At 64.0% G+C, this 17289-nt stretch carries 18 protein-coding genes; 15 read left to right on the top strand and 3 right to left on the bottom strand.

The window, feature by feature from the left end; translation table 11 throughout:
• Positions 1–2: 2 nt before the first annotated feature.
• The gene (locus IVA80_RS03115) at positions 3–572 is read right to left on the bottom strand and encodes a L,D-transpeptidase family protein (RefSeq protein ID WP_247425566.1); all 570 of its coding nucleotides are present in this window, start codon (positions 570–572) and stop codon (positions 3–5) included.
• A 202-nt stretch (positions 573–774) separates the two neighbouring features.
• On the opposite strand from IVA80_RS03115, the gene IVA80_RS03110 reads away from it, so the two are divergent.
• Positions 775–1461, top strand: a complete 687-nt coding sequence (locus IVA80_RS03110; RefSeq protein ID WP_007598630.1) for a response regulator transcription factor — start codon at positions 775–777, stop codon at positions 1459–1461.
• A 59-nt stretch (positions 1462–1520) separates the two neighbouring features.
• Entirely contained in the window at positions 1521–1964 is a 444-nt protein-coding gene (locus IVA80_RS03105) for a cyclic nucleotide-binding domain-containing protein (protein ID WP_247425564.1), read from the top strand.
• Between the two features lie 34 nt (positions 1965–1998).
• Here the strand turns inward: IVA80_RS03105 and IVA80_RS03100 are convergent, their stop codons facing one another.
• Positions 1999–3219, bottom strand: coding sequence for a ubiquinone biosynthesis hydroxylase (locus tag IVA80_RS03100; protein ID WP_247425562.1), 1221 nt, complete (start codon positions 3217–3219; stop codon positions 1999–2001).
• A gap of 148 nt (positions 3220–3367) precedes the next feature.
• On the opposite strand from IVA80_RS03100, the gene tesB reads away from it, so the two are divergent.
• A complete protein-coding gene (tesB, locus tag IVA80_RS03095; RefSeq protein ID WP_247425560.1) occupies positions 3368–4231 on the top strand; it encodes an acyl-CoA thioesterase II in 864 nt (287 codons plus the stop codon).
• Positions 4232–4235: 4 nt separating this feature from the next.
• Here the strand turns inward: tesB and IVA80_RS03090 are convergent, their stop codons facing one another.
• Positions 4236–5123 carry a DUF4339 domain-containing protein gene (locus IVA80_RS03090; RefSeq protein ID WP_247425558.1) on the bottom strand — a complete coding sequence of 296 codons (888 nt, stop codon included), beginning with the start codon at positions 5121–5123 and terminating at the stop codon, positions 4236–4238.
• 236 nt (positions 5124–5359) lie between these two features.
• Between IVA80_RS03090 and IVA80_RS03085 the strand changes: the two genes are divergently transcribed.
• From IVA80_RS03085 to xth, 12 genes are all read left to right on the top strand, one after another.
• Complete coding sequence (locus IVA80_RS03085; protein ID WP_247425556.1) at positions 5360–5698, top strand: P-II family nitrogen regulator; 339 nt, start codon at positions 5360–5362, stop codon at positions 5696–5698.
• A gap of 134 nt (positions 5699–5832) precedes the next feature.
• Complete coding sequence (locus IVA80_RS03080; protein ID WP_247425554.1) at positions 5833–7134, top strand: ammonium transporter; 1302 nt, start codon at positions 5833–5835, stop codon at positions 7132–7134.
• Between the two features lie 86 nt (positions 7135–7220).
• A complete protein-coding gene (locus tag IVA80_RS03075; protein ID WP_247425552.1) occupies positions 7221–7535 on the top strand; it encodes a metalloregulator ArsR/SmtB family transcription factor in 315 nt (104 codons plus the stop codon).
• 12 nt (positions 7536–7547) lie between these two features.
• Positions 7548–7901 carry an SRPBCC domain-containing protein gene (locus IVA80_RS03070; RefSeq protein ID WP_247425550.1) on the top strand — a complete coding sequence of 118 codons (354 nt, stop codon included), beginning with the start codon at positions 7548–7550 and terminating at the stop codon, positions 7899–7901.
• A 41-nt stretch (positions 7902–7942) separates the two neighbouring features.
• On the top strand, positions 7943–8545 hold the full coding sequence (locus tag IVA80_RS03065; protein ID WP_247425548.1) for an ATP-dependent Clp protease proteolytic subunit: 603 nt from the start codon (positions 7943–7945) through the stop codon (positions 8543–8545).
• Between the two features lie 432 nt (positions 8546–8977).
• Entirely contained in the window at positions 8978–9316 is a 339-nt protein-coding gene (locus tag IVA80_RS03060; protein WP_008142813.1) for a P-II family nitrogen regulator, read from the top strand.
• 37 nt (positions 9317–9353) lie between these two features.
• Positions 9354–10802, top strand: coding sequence for an ammonium transporter (locus IVA80_RS03055; RefSeq protein WP_247425546.1), 1449 nt, complete (start codon positions 9354–9356; stop codon positions 10800–10802).
• 209 nt (positions 10803–11011) lie between these two features.
• The gene (locus tag IVA80_RS03050) at positions 11012–11416 is read left to right on the top strand and encodes a GFA family protein (RefSeq protein ID WP_346347955.1); all 405 of its coding nucleotides are present in this window, start codon (positions 11012–11014) and stop codon (positions 11414–11416) included.
• Between the two features lie 247 nt (positions 11417–11663).
• On the top strand, positions 11664–12878 hold the full coding sequence (locus IVA80_RS03045) for an aminotransferase class I/II-fold pyridoxal phosphate-dependent enzyme (RefSeq protein WP_247425542.1): 1215 nt from the start codon (positions 11664–11666) through the stop codon (positions 12876–12878).
• Between the two features lie 9 nt (positions 12879–12887).
• Positions 12888–15368 carry a DNA translocase FtsK gene (locus IVA80_RS03040; RefSeq protein ID WP_247425540.1) on the top strand — a complete coding sequence of 827 codons (2481 nt, stop codon included), beginning with the start codon at positions 12888–12890 and terminating at the stop codon, positions 15366–15368.
• 149 nt (positions 15369–15517) lie between these two features.
• Entirely contained in the window at positions 15518–16273 is a 756-nt protein-coding gene (locus IVA80_RS03035; protein ID WP_247425667.1) for an outer membrane lipoprotein carrier protein LolA, read from the top strand.
• A gap of 132 nt (positions 16274–16405) precedes the next feature.
• A complete protein-coding gene (gene xth / locus IVA80_RS03030) occupies positions 16406–17221 on the top strand; it encodes an exodeoxyribonuclease III (RefSeq protein WP_247425538.1) in 816 nt (271 codons plus the stop codon).
• Positions 17222–17289: the final 68 nt, after the last annotated feature.

Here is a 17289-nt window from a genome sequence, read left to right as displayed (position 1 = left end):
CCTCACCCGATGACGATTCTTGTGCGCGGTCCCAACCGCCGCAGCAATTGTAGCATGGCTGCCTTGGTCATGGAGACGCAGCCCGCGGTGGGGCCGAAATTGTCGCGGGCCAGGTGCAGGAACACGGCACTGCCGCGGCCGGCGATGCGCGGCCTGGTGTTGTGGTCGATCTCGATGATGAAGTCATAGAGATGGTCGGCCCGTTTGAGCCGGTCACCGCCCTGCTCCGGCCCGAGCCGGATCGCCTGATTGTAGTGGCGATCTTCGGGGTCCTCGCACCAGGCGTCGGTGTCACCGATGGTCCGGGCCGGAAGAAAGGTCTGCGGTCGGCTGTGGCGATCGCCCCGCCACCATAATTGCCTGGGACGGAAGCTGCCCCTCGGGGTGCCGCCATCGCCCTCGCGCTTGTTCGCCAGGACTCCGCCCCGTCCCAGCGCCACAGGGATCGTCAGCGCACCAGCCGTCAGCCAGCCCCGGCGCGGATTCCCGGCGGCAGGCTTAACGCGGATCGCTCGGAGCGGCCCGGAGCCACGATTCCTGACGTAACCAACTGAAGCAGCTTTGTTTTTCATGTGAACGTGCGATGTCGAATTCATTACAGGACATTCATCGAAACGCCCTGCTATTTTGAGTTAGACTGGTTCTGGCTTGTGAATCGGTAACAGCCCACTACTTCAACACGAACAACAATAATAATGGCGACCCCCTAACTTCCCCTCGCGGCTGGGTGCAGCATGCATGCGCGCCGAACCGGACTCCAAAAGGATGACCCCTATGGCCAATGCCCGCAAGATCCTCATCGTGGATGACGATACCGATCTGCGCGATACGTTGGTGGAGCAATTATCGCTGCACGAAGAATTTGAAGCCTCCGCCGTCGATACCGGCGCCAAGGGCGCGAGCGCCGCGAAGGCCAATGCTCCCGATCTCGTCCTGATGGACGTCGGCCTGCCCGACACCGACGGCCGTGAGGTTGTCCGCTCCCTGCGCAAGGGGGGATTCAAGGCCCCGATCATCATGCTCACCGGGCATGACACCGATTCCGACACGATTTTGGGCCTGGAATCCGGCGCCAACGACTACGTCGCAAAACCCTTTCGCTTCGCCGTTCTGCTGGCCCGCATCCGCGCCCAGCTCCGCCAGCACGAGGCCAGCGAGGACGCGGTGTTCTCGGTCGGCCCCTACTCCTTCCGCCCGGGCTCGAAGATGCTGACCGCGGCCAACGCGCGCAAGGTCCGGCTCACCGAGAAGGAAACCGCCATCCTCCGCTTCCTCTACCGGGCCGGCCAGATGCCGGTCTCGCGCGAGACCCTGCTCCAGGAGGTCTGGGGCTATAATTCCGGCGTCACCACCCACACGCTGGAAACCCACATCTACCGCCTCCGCCAGAAGATCGAGAAGGACGCCGCCAACCCGGAGATCCTGGTCACGGAAGCCGGTGGCTACAAGCTGGTGCCGTGATACGCTTGAAGGGCGTGCGAATCGCTTTAGATCGCGTGCCTTTTGAGCCCCGGACCTGAATGTCGATCGATGACGACGTAGCGCTTCTTGAGCGTGTCCCGACACTGCGCCTGTTGGGAGACGCTTCGTTGCGCATGCTGGCGATCGGCTCCGAGCAACGTAATTTCGTCCGCGGCGACATCCTGTTCAATCTCGGCGATGAGGCCGATGCCGGCTTCGTGGTCCAGCGCGGCGCCTTTCGGGTCGACGACGGCGCCGGCGCGGAGATGATCGCAGGTCCCGGCGCACTGATCGGCGAGCTTGCGCTGGTGGTGCCGATGAAGCGGCCGTCGAGCGCGATCGCGATCGAGCACGCCTCCGTCATCCGCGTCGCGCGCAGTCTGTTTCAGCGTGTGCTCGAAAGTGACCCCGCCGCCGCCGTTCGCCTCCGCGACGAATTCGCGGTCCGCTCCAGCCAGATCGCGAGCGATATCCTGATGGCGGGCGCGAAGCTGATGTCCTGAGGGTCGTAGCCCCCTCTCCTACAGCGCTTCTCTCCTACAGCGCTTCGCCCTTCAACAGCCGCGGTATCTCACCGGTCAAACCGGCGGCCTGGCGGATGAAGAGGTTCTTCAGCGGCGGGGCGCGGTCGACGAGGCCGAGGCCGATGTCGCGCACGGTGCGCAGCAGCGTCGACTGATTGGAGAACAGGAAGTTCAGCGAGTTGGTGGCAACGCCCATCGCCATGGTGTCGAAGCGGCGCCAGCGCTGGTAACGTTCGAGCACGTCGGCCCCGCCGATATCCATGCCGAGCCGCGCCGCATCGACCACGACCTCGGCCAGCGCGGCGACGTCCTTCAGCCCCATATTGAGGCCCTGGCCCGCGATCGGGTGGATGACATGCGCAGCGTCGCCGATGAGCGCGAGACGCTCGGCGATGAAGGAGCGCGCCACGAAATAGGACAGCGGGAATGCGCGCGGCTTGTCGAGCGCCCTCACCTCGCCGAGATGCAGGCCGAAGCGGCGCTCGAGCTCGCCGTGAAACGCCTCATCGCTGAGCGCAATGATGCGCTCGGCCTCGCGGCGGCGCTCGGTCCACACCAGCGAGGATCGTTTTCCCGAGAGCGGCAGGATCGCGAAGGGACCCGCCGGCAGGAAATGTTCTTCGGCGCGGCCTTCGTGATCGCGCTCATGGCCGACGGTGACGACGATGCCGGACTGATCATACTCCCAGCCGTGGGTGGCGATGCCGGCGCGCTCGCGCAGCTTCGATTTCGCGCCATCGGCGGCGACCAGCAGGCCGGCCGCGATTACACTGCCGTCGCCGAGCGTCACGTCGATGCCGTCGCTGCGCGCGTCATAGGACGCGACCGTGGTGGCGCGAAGATCGATGCCCTCGGCTTCGGCGCGCACCACCAGCGCGTCGATCAGCCGGCGGTTCTCGACCATATGCGCAAAGGGCTCGCCGGGCGCGATATCGCCGGCAAAATTCAGGAACACCGGACGGGTGGCGTCCTCCAGCTTGGAATCGGTGACGACCATGTCCAAGATCGGCTGCGCCTCGGCGCTGACGTCGTCCCAGGCACCGATCGCCTCGAACAGGCGGCGGCAGGCCGCGACAATCGCGGTGGCGCGGGGGTCGCGGCTCGGTCGCATGCTGAGCGCCGGGTCGGCGACGATGACGGGGATCTCGGGCCCGAGCCCCTGGCGCAACGCCAGGGCCAGCGCCAGCCCGGCAAACGCGCCGCCACCAATGACAATGCTACCCTGTCCCGACATAGAAAATTCCCGACTAACTCTTGGTCTTGCTAGCAGACTTGAGGTGGGCGAAACAGTGCGGTGAAACAAGGGCGGAACTGGCCCGATGTGCCATTCCGGGGCGCCGCGTGAGAGATGCAGTCCGGATCGACCGCGAGAAAGCACCATCATGTCCAAAAGCCTGATCGACCTGATCTCGATCCTCGACCTCGAACAGCTCGAGATGAATCTGTTCCGCGGCAACAGCCCGAAGACGAGCTGGCAGCGGGTGTTCGGCGGCCAGGTGATCGGGCAGGCGATGGTTGCGGCCTGCCGCACCGTCGAGGGCCGGCTGCCGCATTCGCTGCACTGCTATTTCATCCTGCCGGGCGATCCGCAGATCCCGATCATCTACCAGGTCGAACGCCTGCGCGACGGCAAGAGCTATTCGACCCGCCGCGTCACCGCGATCCAGCATGGCAACGCGATCTTCTCGATCATGGTGTCGTTCCATGCCGAGGAGGAGAGCGCGTTCGATCATCAGGACAAGATGCCCGACGTGCCGCCGCCGGAAAAGCTCACAGCGGAAGAGGTCGCGAAGCAGCCGATGTTCCGCGAGATGCCGGAGTTCATCCGCCGCTACTACGAGTCCGATCGTCCGATCGAGCTGCGCCCGGTCGAGCTCGGCCGTTACTTCGGCCAGAAGATCGACGATGGCCGCATTCACGTCTGGATCAAGACAGCGGCGACGCTGCCGGACGACCCGGCGCTGCACATGTGCGCGCTGGCCTATGCCTCGGACTTTTCGCTGCTCGACGCGATCATGGCCCGCTACGGCCGCACGCTGTTCGACAAACGCATGATGCCGGCGAGTCTCGACCACGCGATGTGGTTCCACCGCCCGTTCCGTGCCGACGAGTGGCTGCTCTACGCGCAGGATTCGCCGAGCGCGCAAAGCGGCCGCGGATTGACCCGCGGCCTGATCTTCAAGCCCGATGGCACGCTGGTGGCCTCCGTCGCGCAGGAAGGCTCCGTGCGCGAACGGAGGAGTTGAGCGATCAGGCCTGAGCCCCGCGTGAAACGAGCTCGGTTTGCGACGCAGTCCAGTTCATGATCCAGCGGTACACCCACGGGATCGGGATGATGAAGCTGAACAGGATCGCGGCCACGATTCCGCGCCAGAGAATCCCAAGTCCGCTGGCCTTGAACACGACGGTGCGGCGCGTGCCCTGGATGTTGCGGCACATCCAGCGAAGCTGAGCTGCAGCGACCCAGGCCCAGCCGATGATCGTGATGATCGAAATCGCGAACAACAGATTCCAGCCGATATAGGCCCAGATCGAACCGGAGAAGCTGAGGCCCAGCGGCTGGTCATTGGACGCGATGTTCGCGACGGTCCATTTGATCAGGAGCCAGTACAGAACCATCTGGACCACGAAGATCAGATTGCTGAGCACCTGGCTGCCGGTGAAGGCGATGACGATCGCGAGCACGATGGCGCCGAAATACCACGGCACCAGCGTCATCGCGTTGCCGGTGAAACTGAGATTTGGACGTCCCGGCACCCGAAGACAGGGCACGATCCATTGCGCGTACCAGACCAGCACCCACGGCCCCGGAATGATCAAGCAGACACCGATCACCGCCACGATCGTGCGCCAGGTGAACTCGAGGATACCGAAATCGACCGACAGCGATCCTCCGCCGCCAGCGCCACCATACCCGCCGGCGACCATCGTCGGCGGGCCGCCGGCCGGGACCATCGGCGGCGCACCGCCGCCGCCGATCAGGCCGGGGATTTCGGCAGCCTTCTGCCAGCCGGCCATGCCCTCGGACCACACCAGCGTATGCGGGCGCACAATTCCCTGAGCGACGAGGTCGCGGAATTGCCCTTCCGGATAAGGCCCCTGCTGCTTGCCCTCGGATGCGTAGAACCAACTCGCCATGAAGCGTCCCCTCAAACATAATATGTACCGGCCGGAACGCTTGGGTTCACCGCATCCATGCCAAAAATGCATTGTGGAGGATGAACGGCTGCCCTGTACAGAGGCGGCCGTTCACATGGCCAAACGTTTTTCCGCTTCAATCTGCAACTTTTTTATGCCATTTGCCCGGAAAGATGCCAGATTGACGCAGCGCCGGGGACATACGGCGCGGCGCATCCCGGGGAATAGGCCTGACCATGAAACTCGTCGTCGCGATCATCAAACCCTTCAAGCTCGATGAGGTCCGCCAGGCGCTGACGGCGATCGGCGTCCACGGCATGACTGTGACCGAGGTGAAGGGCTATGGCCGCCAGAAGGGCCATACCGAGATCTATCGCGGCGCCGAATATGTCGTGAACTTCCTGCCGAAGCTAAGAATCGAGATCGCTGTCGCCTCCGACATCGCCGACAAGGCGGTCGCCGTGATCACCGCGACGGCGCGCACCGGGCAGATCGGCGACGGCAAGATCTTCGTCACGCCGATCGACCACGCGCTGCGCATCCGCACCGGCGAAACCGACAGCGACGCGCTCTAGATTTTTGCTTTGACGCGTTTTCTTCACGCGAACCGGTATCCACTTCGCTCGAAAACGCTCTGATACTTCTTCTTCGATCGCACCGGGCAACGACGCCACAGCGTGCGACGCAATCACTATGCTGGGGGAATCACATGGCGGAATTGTTGCGCCGCGCAGCTGTTATGGCTGCGCCGGTCGGATTTATGTTGATCATTGCCGCGCCGGCGCGCGCCGCAGGCTCCGAGATCAACACCGCCGACACCGCCTGGATGATCGTCGCCACCGCGCTGGTGCTGATGATGACGATCCCCGGCTTGGCGCTGTTCTATTCCGGCATGGTGCGCAAGAAGAACGTGCTCGCCACCATGGCGCAGAGCCTCGCCGCGGTGACGATGATCTCGATTCTCTGGGTGGCATTCGGCTATTCGCTCTGCTTCGTCGGCGACGGGCCATGGATCGGCACGCTCGACCGCTGGTTCCTCGCCGGCATGACGATGGACAGCGTCAACCCTGCGGCGAAGACGATCCCGGAAGCGCTGTTCATGCTCTACCAGATGACCTTTGCCATCATCACGGTGGCGCTGGTCGCAGGCGCGGTCGCCGACCGGATGCGATTCTCCGCCTATCTCGTGTTCTCGGTCGCCTGGTTCATCTTCGTCTACATTCCGTTGGCGCATTGGGTGTGGGGCGGTGGCTTCCTCGCCGGCATGGGCGTGCTGGATTTCGCCGGCGGCCTTGTCGTGCATCTGTCGGCCGGTACTGCCGGCCTCGTCGCCGCCAAGGTGATGGGACGCCGCCACGGCTACGGCACTGAAAATCTGTCGCCGTTCGATCTGTCGCTCGCGGTGATGGGCACCGGCCTGTTGTGGGTCGGCTGGTTCGGCTTCAACGGCGGCTCGGCGGGCGCGGCCAATTCGCGGGCGGTGCTGGCGATCATCGCGACGCATCTTGCGGCCTGCTCCGGCGCACTGACCTGGGGCGCGATCGAATGGTCGACCCGGCGCAAGCCTTCGGTGCTCGGCATGGTCTCCGGCGCTGTGGCCGGTCTCGGCACGATCACGCCGGCCTCGGGCTTCGTCGCGCCGTGGCATGGCATCGTCATCGGCATCATCGCCGGAGCGGTCTGCTACTGGGCCTGCACCTGGCTGAAGCACCGCTTCAATTACGACGATTCGCTCGATGTGTTCGGCGTCCACGGCATCGGGGGCCTCACCGGCACCCTGCTGGCCGGCGTGTTCGCGACCAGCGCGATCGGCGGCACCGCCGGCCTGATCGAGGGCCATCCCCAGCAATTGCTGATCCAGCTCTACGGGGTCGTCGTCACCTTCGTCTGGTCGGCCGGCGTGAGCTTTATCCTGCTCAAGCTGGTCGCCCTGTTCGTGCCCTTGCGCGTATCCCGTGAGCACGAGCTGGAAGGACTGGATATTTCGCAGCACGGCGAGGCGTTGCAGTAGCACGGCGAGCGGGTCGCTCAGATCACTCGACAGCCTCGGGTCACTTCCGGCTTGCGCAACACATAAGCGTGTGCTTATGTGTCGTCATGATCGAAGCAGACATCTTCAAGGCGCTGGCCGACCCGACGCGGCGAAAGGTCTTTGAAAAGCTCGCTGGCGGAAGCCTGACTGCCAGCGCTTTGCGCGACGGGTTGGAGATCAGCCAGCCGGCGATGTCGCAGCATCTCGCGGTGCTGCGTGCGGCAGGCCTGGTGCGCGAACAACGGCAGGGCCGCTTTGTGAACTACGAGGTCGATCCTGACGGGATCGCCACCATCGGGACATGGCTTGCGCGCTACCGCGCCTACTGGCCGAAGCGCATGGAAGCGCTTGCCGATCTCTTGAAGGACATGGATCAATAAGGACCTTGATCAATGAGCGACGCAGTGAAGCCTGATCACCCCGACGCAAACCTGGTGCTCGAATTTGATTTCGATGCGCCGCCAGCAAAAGTCTGGCGCGCCGTGACCATTCCGGCTTTGCGTGAGCGCTGGCTGCCGGATACCGACCTTGCGGGCGCCGAGCCGGAATCATCGGTCACAGGCGAACAGGTGAGTTACCGCCTTCGCGATTCCGAGCCGCCGTTTCGCGAAAGCCACGTCATCTTCCGGATCGAACCGAACGAAGCCGGCGGCACCCGCGTTCGCATCATCCAGCAAGCCTGTGACGATCGCGTAAAGCTGCCGCAGGCCGCCAATACCAATTGCTGCCTGATGCGCGCGGCCTAGCGGCAAAAAGACTTCATCACCTGCAGAAATGGAGGTCGCCGATGCGCGACATGCTTCAGCTCGTCCCTATGGTTGTCGAACAATCCGCTCGCGGCGAGCGATCCTTCGACATCTATTCGCGGCTCCTGCGCGAGCGCATCATCTTCCTCAACGGCGAGGTCAATGACGCGATGTCCGGACTGGTCTGCGCGCAGCTCTTGTTCCTGGAGGCGGAGAATCCGAACAAGCCGATCAATCTCTACATCAATTCCTATGGCGGCGTGGTCACCAGCGGCCTCGCGATGTACGACACCATGCAGTTCATCAAGGCGCCGGTCCACACGCTGTGCATGGGCACCGCGCGCTCCATGGGCTCGTTCCTGCTGATGGCCGGCGAACCCGGCCACCGCGCCGCGCTGCCCAATGCGAGCCTTCACGTGCATCAGCCGCTTGGCGGCTTTCAGGGCCAGGCGTCCGACATCCTGATCCATGCCACCGAAATGCAGGAAACCAAGCGGCGCATCATCCGGCTCTATGCGCAGCATTGCGGGCGCCCTGAGCAGGACGTGGAACGGACCCTGGACCGCGACCACTTCATGACCGCGAAGCAAGGGGTCGAATGGGGATTGATCGACCGGGTTTTTGCAGAGCGCGACGCCGCCTGATGGTCTCTGCCGGCTGCGTCCGGCAAGCCTCGACCCGCCCAAGCTGGCTGGCCGGTTGCGCGTATCCCGTGAGCACAATTGCGACGGGCCTGATATTTGGCAGCAGGAGAAGCCTTGCAATGGGCGGATGCCTTACTGAATTACCTTCTGCTGCCCGACGCGTGAGCACCATTGTGTCGGCAGCCTGTCGTGCCTTTATTTTAGTCAGGCATGATCAGGTATTGAGCGCGACGTAATAACGCACTGCGCCGCACTACGCGCCAAACGCGAAAACACCCGTTTTCATAGTTCGTTAGCCAACGCGCCCGATCTGGCACGGCATTTGATTCTATGGGTGCTGGCTGTGCCCGCGTAGTGAACTTTCTCCCTCGTGGCGAACCAGTCGAGAAACGCCCGGCCATGTCCGGACCGGGCCAAGCGGGGATAGGACCCATGAAAATTGTTATGGCGATTATCAAGCCATTCAAGCTGGAAGAAGTCCGTGACGCCCTGACCGCCATCGGCGTTCACGGTCTCACGGTGACGGAAGTCAAGGGATATGGCCGCCAGAAGGGTCATACGGAAATCTACCGCGGTGCTGAATACGCCGTGAGCTTCCTGCCCAAGATCAAGATCGAAGTCGCTGTCGCCTCCGATCAGGTCGACAAGACCATCGACGCCATCACGTCCGCCGCGAAAACCGGACAGATCGGCGACGGCAAGATCTTCGTCATCAACCTCGACCATGCGGTTCGCATCCGCACCGGCGAAGCCGATGCCGCGGCCCTTTGATTTCGCGCTCAACCTTTATCAATCAGGAGTGAATAAAATGACGTTTAAGCGTCCCTATGGCGCGGGATTGGCGGCTCTCGCATTCGGCATGTTCGCTGCGACCGCGGCCTATGCCGAGCCAACGGTCAACAAGGGAGACAACGCCTGGATGCTGACATCGACAGTGCTCGTGCTGTTGATGACGATCCCCGGCCTCGCGCTGTTCTACGGCGGTCTGGTCCGATCCAAGAACATGCTCTCCGTGCTGATGCAGGTGTTCTACACCGTCTGCGTCGTTACCGTGATCTGGGCCGTGTACGGCTACAGCCTCGCCTTCACCGGCGGCTCCGACTTCATCGGCGGCTTCTCCAAAGCCTTCATGATGGGCGTCACCACGGACTCGAAGGCCGCGACCTTCTCGGTCGACGCCAACATCTCGGAGCTCATCTATATGTGCTTCCAGATGACCTTCGCGGCGATCACGCCCGCCCTCATCGTCGGCGCCTTTGCCGAGCGCATGAAGTTCGCGGCGATCGCGCTGTTCATCCCGCTCTGGGTCACACTGATCTACTTCCCGATCGCGCACATGGTCTGGTACTGGCCCGGCCCGGACATGATCCAGGACGCAGCCAAGGCGCTCGCTGCTGCCACTGACGCCGCCGCCAAGACCGCGGCGCAGGCCAAGCTCGACGAGATCAACGCCGACGCCGGCTGGATCTTCAAGGCCGGTGCGATCGACTTCGCAGGCGGCACCGTGGTGCACATCAACGCCGGCATCGCAGGCCTTGTCGGCGCTCTCCTGATCGGCAAGCGCGTCGGTTACGGCAAGGAGCTGATGGCCCCGCACTCGCTGACCATGTCGATGATCGGCGCCTCGCTGCTCTGGGTCGGCTGGTTCGGCTTTAACGCCGGCTCCAACCTCGAAGCCAACGGCGGCGCAGCCCTCGCCATGACCAACTCCTTCGTCGCCACCGCAGCCGCCGCGCTGTCGTGGATGTTTGCGGAGTGGATCATCAAGGGTCACCCGTCGGTGCTCGGCGTCATCTCCGGCGCCGTCGCGGGTCTCGTGGCGGTCACGCCTGCCGCCGGCTTCTCCGGCGTGATGGGTGCGATCGTGCTCGGCCTCGTGGTCGGCGTGGTCTGCCTGTTCTTCTGCACCGTGGTGAAGAACGCGCTCGGCTACGATGACTCCCTCGACGTGTTCGGCGTGCACTGCATCGGCGGCATCGTCGGCGCCCTCGGCACCGGCATCCTGGTCAATCCTGCTCTCGGCGGCGCCGGGATCATGGACTACACCGCGATCCCGCCGAAGGTGGCCGATTACGACTTCGCAGTACAGATGATCGCCCAGCTCAAGGCCGTCGGCACCACGCTGGTGTGGTCGGGCATCGGTTCGGCGATCCTCTACAAGGTCGTCGATGTGATCGTTGGCCTCCGCGCCAATGTCGAGAGCGAACGTGAAGGCCTCGACATCACCGAGCACACCGAGCGCGCCTACAACATGTAACTCTCCTCCCGGGCGGGGTCTCCTCGGGGACCCCGCCTGCAACTACGGTTCGGGCACATACCCGGCAATGCCCTGACCGTTGAGGGGCTCCAGCGCAAGTTGGAGCCCCTTTCTTCTTGATCGGCCGGGTCAAGGCCGAAGAAAAAGATTGCCATTCCCGGCGGCCGGCGCAGAAATATCGACCACAAAAAACGAACCGGGAGGTCGTCATGCGCTTGGAAGGCGGATGTTATTGCGGCGAGGTGCGCTACGTGGCCGAGGGTGATCCGATGATGCAGGCCCAATGTCATTGCCGCGAGTGCCAGTACATCTCAGGCGGCGCGCCCAACACCTTCATCGCGATGCCGGCGGCCGGCTTCAGCTACATCACCGGCCAGCCCAGGCAGTTCACGCGCAAGGACCTCGAACGCGCGGTGACACGCGAGTTCTGCGCCGAATGCGGCACGCATTTGGTGACCAAGGTTCCGGGACTGCCCGCCGCGATCCTGAAAGTCGGCACGCTGGACGAGCCAAAACAGTTCCAGCCGCAGATGGCGATCTACACCTGCGACAAACAGGAGTTTCACGCCATCCCTGCGGGCATGGCGACGTTCGAGAGGCTGCCGGGCCATTAGCCCCGCAGACGCAAGAAGTCCGGATGCGGCGCTCGTTTGCCGGGGTCGGTGCCAACGCGGCCTCGGCGAAGCGCCACACATTTCATTGTTATCCGGCCTCGTTATCCGGCCTCAATATTCCCGCTCCGGACGGGCCGGCCCGCCGATGGTTAATCGCGTCTTAACCTCGCCCTATCTATGGTGAACTGAACCGCTTCCCGCCGGCGCCTTGGTGCGACCGGCTGTTCCAAGAGTGCTGGCGTCCAGAATGGTCATGACCGCTTCATCCCGTGCGCCGCTGGAAGGTGGAAGCTCCGACAGCGAACGCTCGCCCTTCGTCCGGCTGAACGAGCTGCTGGCCCCGCATCAGCCGGGTAAGCCTTTGATTTCGCTCGCGGTCGGCGAGCCCCAGCATCCCGTGCCTGATTTCGTCGGCCCGGTGCTGGCCAAGCACATCGCCGATTTCGGCCGCTACCCGATGAACCAGGGCACCGAGCCGTTCCGCCAGGCAGCGGGCGCCTGGCTGTCGTCGCGCTTCAAGCTGCCGCGGCCGCTCGACCCCAGGAGCGAGATTCTCGTGCTCAATGGCAGCCGCGAGGGGCTGTTCCTCGCCGCGATTGCGGCCGCGCGCTATGTCGGCCCGCGCCCCGGCAAGCCGGCCATCCTGATGCCGAACCCGTTCTATCCGGTCTATGGCGCCGGCGCCCGCGCAGCCGCTTGCGAGCCGGCCTATCTGCCGACCACCGCCGAAAACGGCTTCCTCCCCGATCTCGACGCCATCGACGAAGCGACGCTGGCGCGCACCGTGGCGTTCTATCTGGCCTCGCCCGCCAATCCGCAGGGTTCGGTCGCCAAGCCCGATTATTTCAGGCGGCTGAAGCAGCTCGCCGACCGCTACGGCTTCGTCATTCTCAGCGACGAGTGCTACTCCGAGATCTACACCCGCGAGGCCCCGGGCAGCGCGCTCGAATGCGCCGGTCCCGACTTCACCCGCGTGGTTGCGTTCCAGTCGCTGTCGAAGCGTTCCAACCTTCCGGGCCTGCGCGTCGGCTTCGCCGCCGGCGACAAGAAGCTGATCGGCATGTTCCTCGAGCTGCGCAACATCGCAGCGCCGCAGGTGCCGGTGCCGCTCCAGCATGTCGCGACCGTCGCTTACGGCGACGAAGCGCATGTCGAGGAGAACCGCCGGCTCTACCGGATCAAGTTCGATCTTGCCGACCAGATCATCGGTAATCGTTACGGCTATCGCCGGCCCGACGCCGGCTTCTGCGTCTGGCTCAACACGTCCGAGCTCGGCGACGACGTGTCGGTGTGTCTGAGACTCTTTAAGGAAGCGGGCGTGCGCGTGGTGCCTGGCAGCTTTTTGGCGCGGCAGCAGCCTGACGGATTCAATCCGGGCGCAGGCTACATTCGCCTCGCGCTGGTGCAGGATGGCGAGACCACGGCGGCAGCGCTGCATCGCCTGGTCGAGACTCTGGGTTAGGCGGGGCCCGTGAGCATGTCGGCAATCGAACGTGTCATTCCCCTGGTCGGCCATTTGCCGCCGTCGATCCGCGAGGCGTTGACGCGGCGCATGCGCGAGCTGACCGGCCTTGGCCTGATCACGCTGGCGGGCCTCGCCTCGGCCGCGCTGATGACCTGGTCGGTGCAGGATCCGAGCCTCAGCCACGCGACCTCACGGCCGATCCGCAACATTCTCGGCTATGCCGGTGCGATCGGCGCCGATCTTGCGATGCAGATCCTCGGGCTCGGCGCGATCATGCTGGTCCTGACGGTCGCGGTCTGGGGCTGGCGCATGATGACCCATCGCCCGTTCGACCGCGAGGCGCTGCGGCTCGGTTCCTGGATTCTCTGCACCGTGATCGCTGCGGGCTTTGTCAGCTGCTGGCCGCATGGCGCGGCCTGGCCGCTGCCGACCGGCCTCGGCGGAGTGGTCGGCGATGCCCTGGTGCGCGCGCCCGCCGTGATTTTCGGACCGGCGGGCACGATCTATCGCATGGTGCTGGGCACGATCCTGTTCGCCGCGATGGCGGCGACCTTCCTGATCGCCTGCGGTCTTGGCGCACGCGAGCATGATGACGAGCTCGCGGAGATCGACGACGATGACAAGCCGCTCGACGAAGACGAAGTGAGCGATCGCGGCTCGGTATCGCTGGGCTGGCTGTTCCACGCGTTGATGAGCACGAAGGCGCGGCTGATCTGGCTGCTCGGCACCGCTTACCGCTCGCTGGTCTCGAGCGGACCGAAGACCAAGGCCGTTGCGTTCAGTCGCCAGGAGCCGAATCTCGGCGGCACCGCCGGCCGCGCCGCACCGTCGATCTCGCCGCAGTCCGGAAACGAGGATGACGAGGACGAGCACGTAGAAGAGGACGAGGAGGAGGAAGAGGAGGAGCCGGCCGCGCGCGCCCCGCGCAAGAAGGCTGCACCGAAGGCCGCTTCGAAGAAATCCTCTGACAAATTCGAGCTTCCGTCCGTGTCCGTGCTGGCCGCGCCCAAGGCGGGCGATCGCCAGCCGCTCAGCAAGGCCGAGCTGGAAGCCAATTCGCGCGCGCTCGAAGGCGTGCTGCAGGATTTCGGCGTGCGCGGCGAGATCGTGAAGTCCAATCCTGGCCCGGTGGTCACGCTGTACGAGCTAGAGCCGGCGCCCGGCATCAAGTCGTCGCGCGTAATCGGGCTCTCCGACGATATCGCCCGCTCGATGAGCGCGCTGTCGGCGCGCGTCGCGGTCGTGCCCGGCCGCAACGCCATCGGCATCGAGCTGCCGAACGCGCATCGCGAAAAGGTCTATTTGCGCGAACTGCTAGTCGCCAAGGAAACGACCGAGACGGTTGCAAAACTGCCGCTCTGCCTCGGCAAGACCATCGGCGGCGACCCTGTTATCATCGATCTCGCGCGCACGCCGCACATGCTGATCGCCGGTACCACCGGCTCCGGCAAGTCGGTCGCCATCAACACCATGATCCTCAGCCTGGTCTACCGGCTGCGCCCGGACCAGTGCCGGCTGATCATGGTCGATCCGAAGATGCTCGAACTCTCCGTCTATGACGGCATTCCCCATCTGCTCACGCCCGTCGTGACCGATCCGAAGAAGGCGGTGGTCGCGCTCAAATGGGCCGTGCGGGAGATGGAAGAGCGCTACAAGAACATGGCCAAGCTCGGTGTGCGCAACATCGACGGCTACAATACGCGTCTGCTCGAATTGAAGGCCAAGGGCGAAGAGCCGACGCGCACGGTGCATACCGGCTTCGAGAAGGAAACCGGCAAGGCGATCTACGAGGAAGAGAAGCTCTCGCTCGACCCGCTGCCCTACATCGTCATCATCGTCGACGAAATGGCCGATCTGATGATGGTCGCCGGCAAGGACATCGAAGGCGCGGTGCAGCGCCTCGCGCAGATGGCGCGCGCCGCCGGCCTGCACGTGATTCTCGCGACGCAGCGTCCCTCGGTCGACGTCATCACCGGCACCATCAAGGCGAACTTCCCGACCCGCATCGCCTTCCAGGTCACCTCCAAGATCGACAGCCGCACCATCTTGGGAGAGATGGGCGCTGAGCAGCTGCTCGGCCAAGGCGACATGCTCTACATGGCCGGCGGCGGCCGCATCAGCCGCGTGCACGGACCTTTCGCCTCGGACGAGGAAGTCGAAAAGGTGGTGCGTCACCTCAAGACGCAGGGCCAGCCGGAATATCTCGAAGCTGTCACCGCCGAAGAGCCGGCCGAGGACGAGGACGGCGCGGTGTTCGACACCACCGGCATGGGCGCGGACGGCGGCGGCGATCTGTTCTCGCAGGCGGTTGCGATCGTCAAACGCGACCGCAAGGCCTCGACCAGCTATATCCAGCGCCGCCTGCAGATCGGCTATAATCGTGCCGCGTCCTTGATGGAGCGCATGGAACTGGAAGGCATCGTCGGCCCTGCCAACCACGCCGGCAAGCGCGAGATTCTGGTCGAGGAAGAAGACAGCCATATGTGAGGCGAGCTGCCTCTGAACATAATTTCACGCAAAATCGATATCTGTTTGCCCGAAATCACGCTAAAAGGCGCCCAGCCATACAGGACGACGCGTTGATCAGACATCCGGACATTCGATTCGCTGCCACCCTCGCCGCGCGAAGCGCGCGCATGGTCGGCGTGCTTCTCGTCACCGCCGCGATGGTGACCGCGACGTCGTTCGCGCAGAACGTGCCCGTGCCGAAGCCCGCGCCGAAGGGCCGCGACGGTGGGGCGTCCGCCGGGGGCCCCAGCATCACCGGCGCGACCCAGACGCCGCCGAATCCGGTCATTCCGGATCCGCGTCGCAACGTGCCGAGCAGCATCTTCCAGACCTTCGACGCCAACCAGAAGGCGCAGGCGGCGAAGGTCAGCGCTTATCTGTCGTCGCTTTCGACGCTGGTCGGGAATTTCGTCCAGGTCGGCCCGGACGGCAGCAAGACCCAAGGCGATTTCTACATCCAGAAGCCGGGCAAGGTGCGCTTCGAATATGACGCGCCGAGCCCGATCGACATCGTCGCCGATGGATCCTCGCTGGTGGTGCGCGACCGCAAGCTCGCGACCCAGGACGTCTATCCGTTGTCACAGACGCCACTCCGCTTCCTGTTGTCCGACCGCATCGACCTGATGAAGGACACCAACGTCGTCAACGTCTCGGCCGACGATGTCTTCGTCAGCGTCACCATCGAGGAGAAGCAGGCATTGGTCGGCACCAGCCGCCTGCTCTTGATGTTCGGCGCCAAGGACGGCCAGTTGAAGCAGTGGACCGTGACCGACCCGCAGGGCTACGACACCACGATCGCAGTCTACAATCTCGACACGACCAAGAAGCTCGATCCCGGCATGTTCAAGATCGACTTCACTAATTACGGCCCGTCGCCGGGCTGAGTGCAGTGCGTAAGGTGGGCAAAGGCGCCCTTGCGCCGTGCCCACCATCTCTCCACGATTAGACAAGAAGTGGTGGGCACGGCGCTTTGCGCCTTTGCCCACCCTGCGAGAGCTTGCTAAGACGCACTCCTCATGCGTCTTTCCCTGACAACCTGGAACATCAATTCGGTGCGGCTTCGCATCGACCTGGTCGCGAAGTTTCTCAAGAGCGCGCGGCCGGACGTGCTGTGTCTCCAGGAGACCAAGTGCATCGACGATTCCTTTCCACTGAAACGCTTCAAGCGGCTCGGCTATGAGCATGTCGCGCTGAACGGGCAGAAGGGCTATCACGGCGTCGCCATCGTCTCGAAGATCCCGTTCGAATCGAAGGACATCCGCACCTTCTGCGACAAGATCGATTCGCGCCACATCTCGGTGTCGTTCGGCGAGAAGGCCAGCATCGCAAAGCCGCTGGTGCTGCATAATTTCTACGTTCCCGCCGGAGGCGACATTCCCGATCCCGCGCTGAACGAAAAATTCGACCACAAGCTTCGCTTCCTCGACGAGATGAAGGCCTGCGAGCCGCTGCATCCGCGCGGGGAGGACCGTCACATCCTGGTCGGCGATCTCAACGTCGCCCCGCACGAGAATGACGTATGGTCACACAGGCAGCTTCTGAAAGTCGTTTCGCATACACCTGTAGAAACCGAGAAGCTGCAAGCAGCGCTGGCGGCCGGTGAGTGGGTTGACGTGGCACGCGCGCGCTTTCCGATGTCGGAGAAGGTCTATACATGGTGGAGCTACCGCTCAGCCGACTGGACCGTCGGCGATCGCGGCCGCAGGCTCGACCACATCTGGGTCTCGCGGGCACTGAAGGACGCGGTCAGCGATTTCAAAATCCTGCGCGACGCGCGGAGCTGGGAGCGCCCGTCGGACCACGTGCCGGTGACGGTGACGCTGGAGGTGTGACGGCGAAGCCGTCCCAGCCCGGATGGAGCACGGCGTAATCCGGGACCGCTGCGTCAGCTTGGAGAACC

This window comes from Bradyrhizobium sp. 139, assembly GCF_023074175.1.
In the GTDB taxonomy this organism is placed as follows: domain Bacteria; phylum Pseudomonadota; class Alphaproteobacteria; order Rhizobiales; family Xanthobacteraceae; genus Bradyrhizobium.
This window is presented reverse-complemented; position numbering and strand designations above follow the sequence as displayed.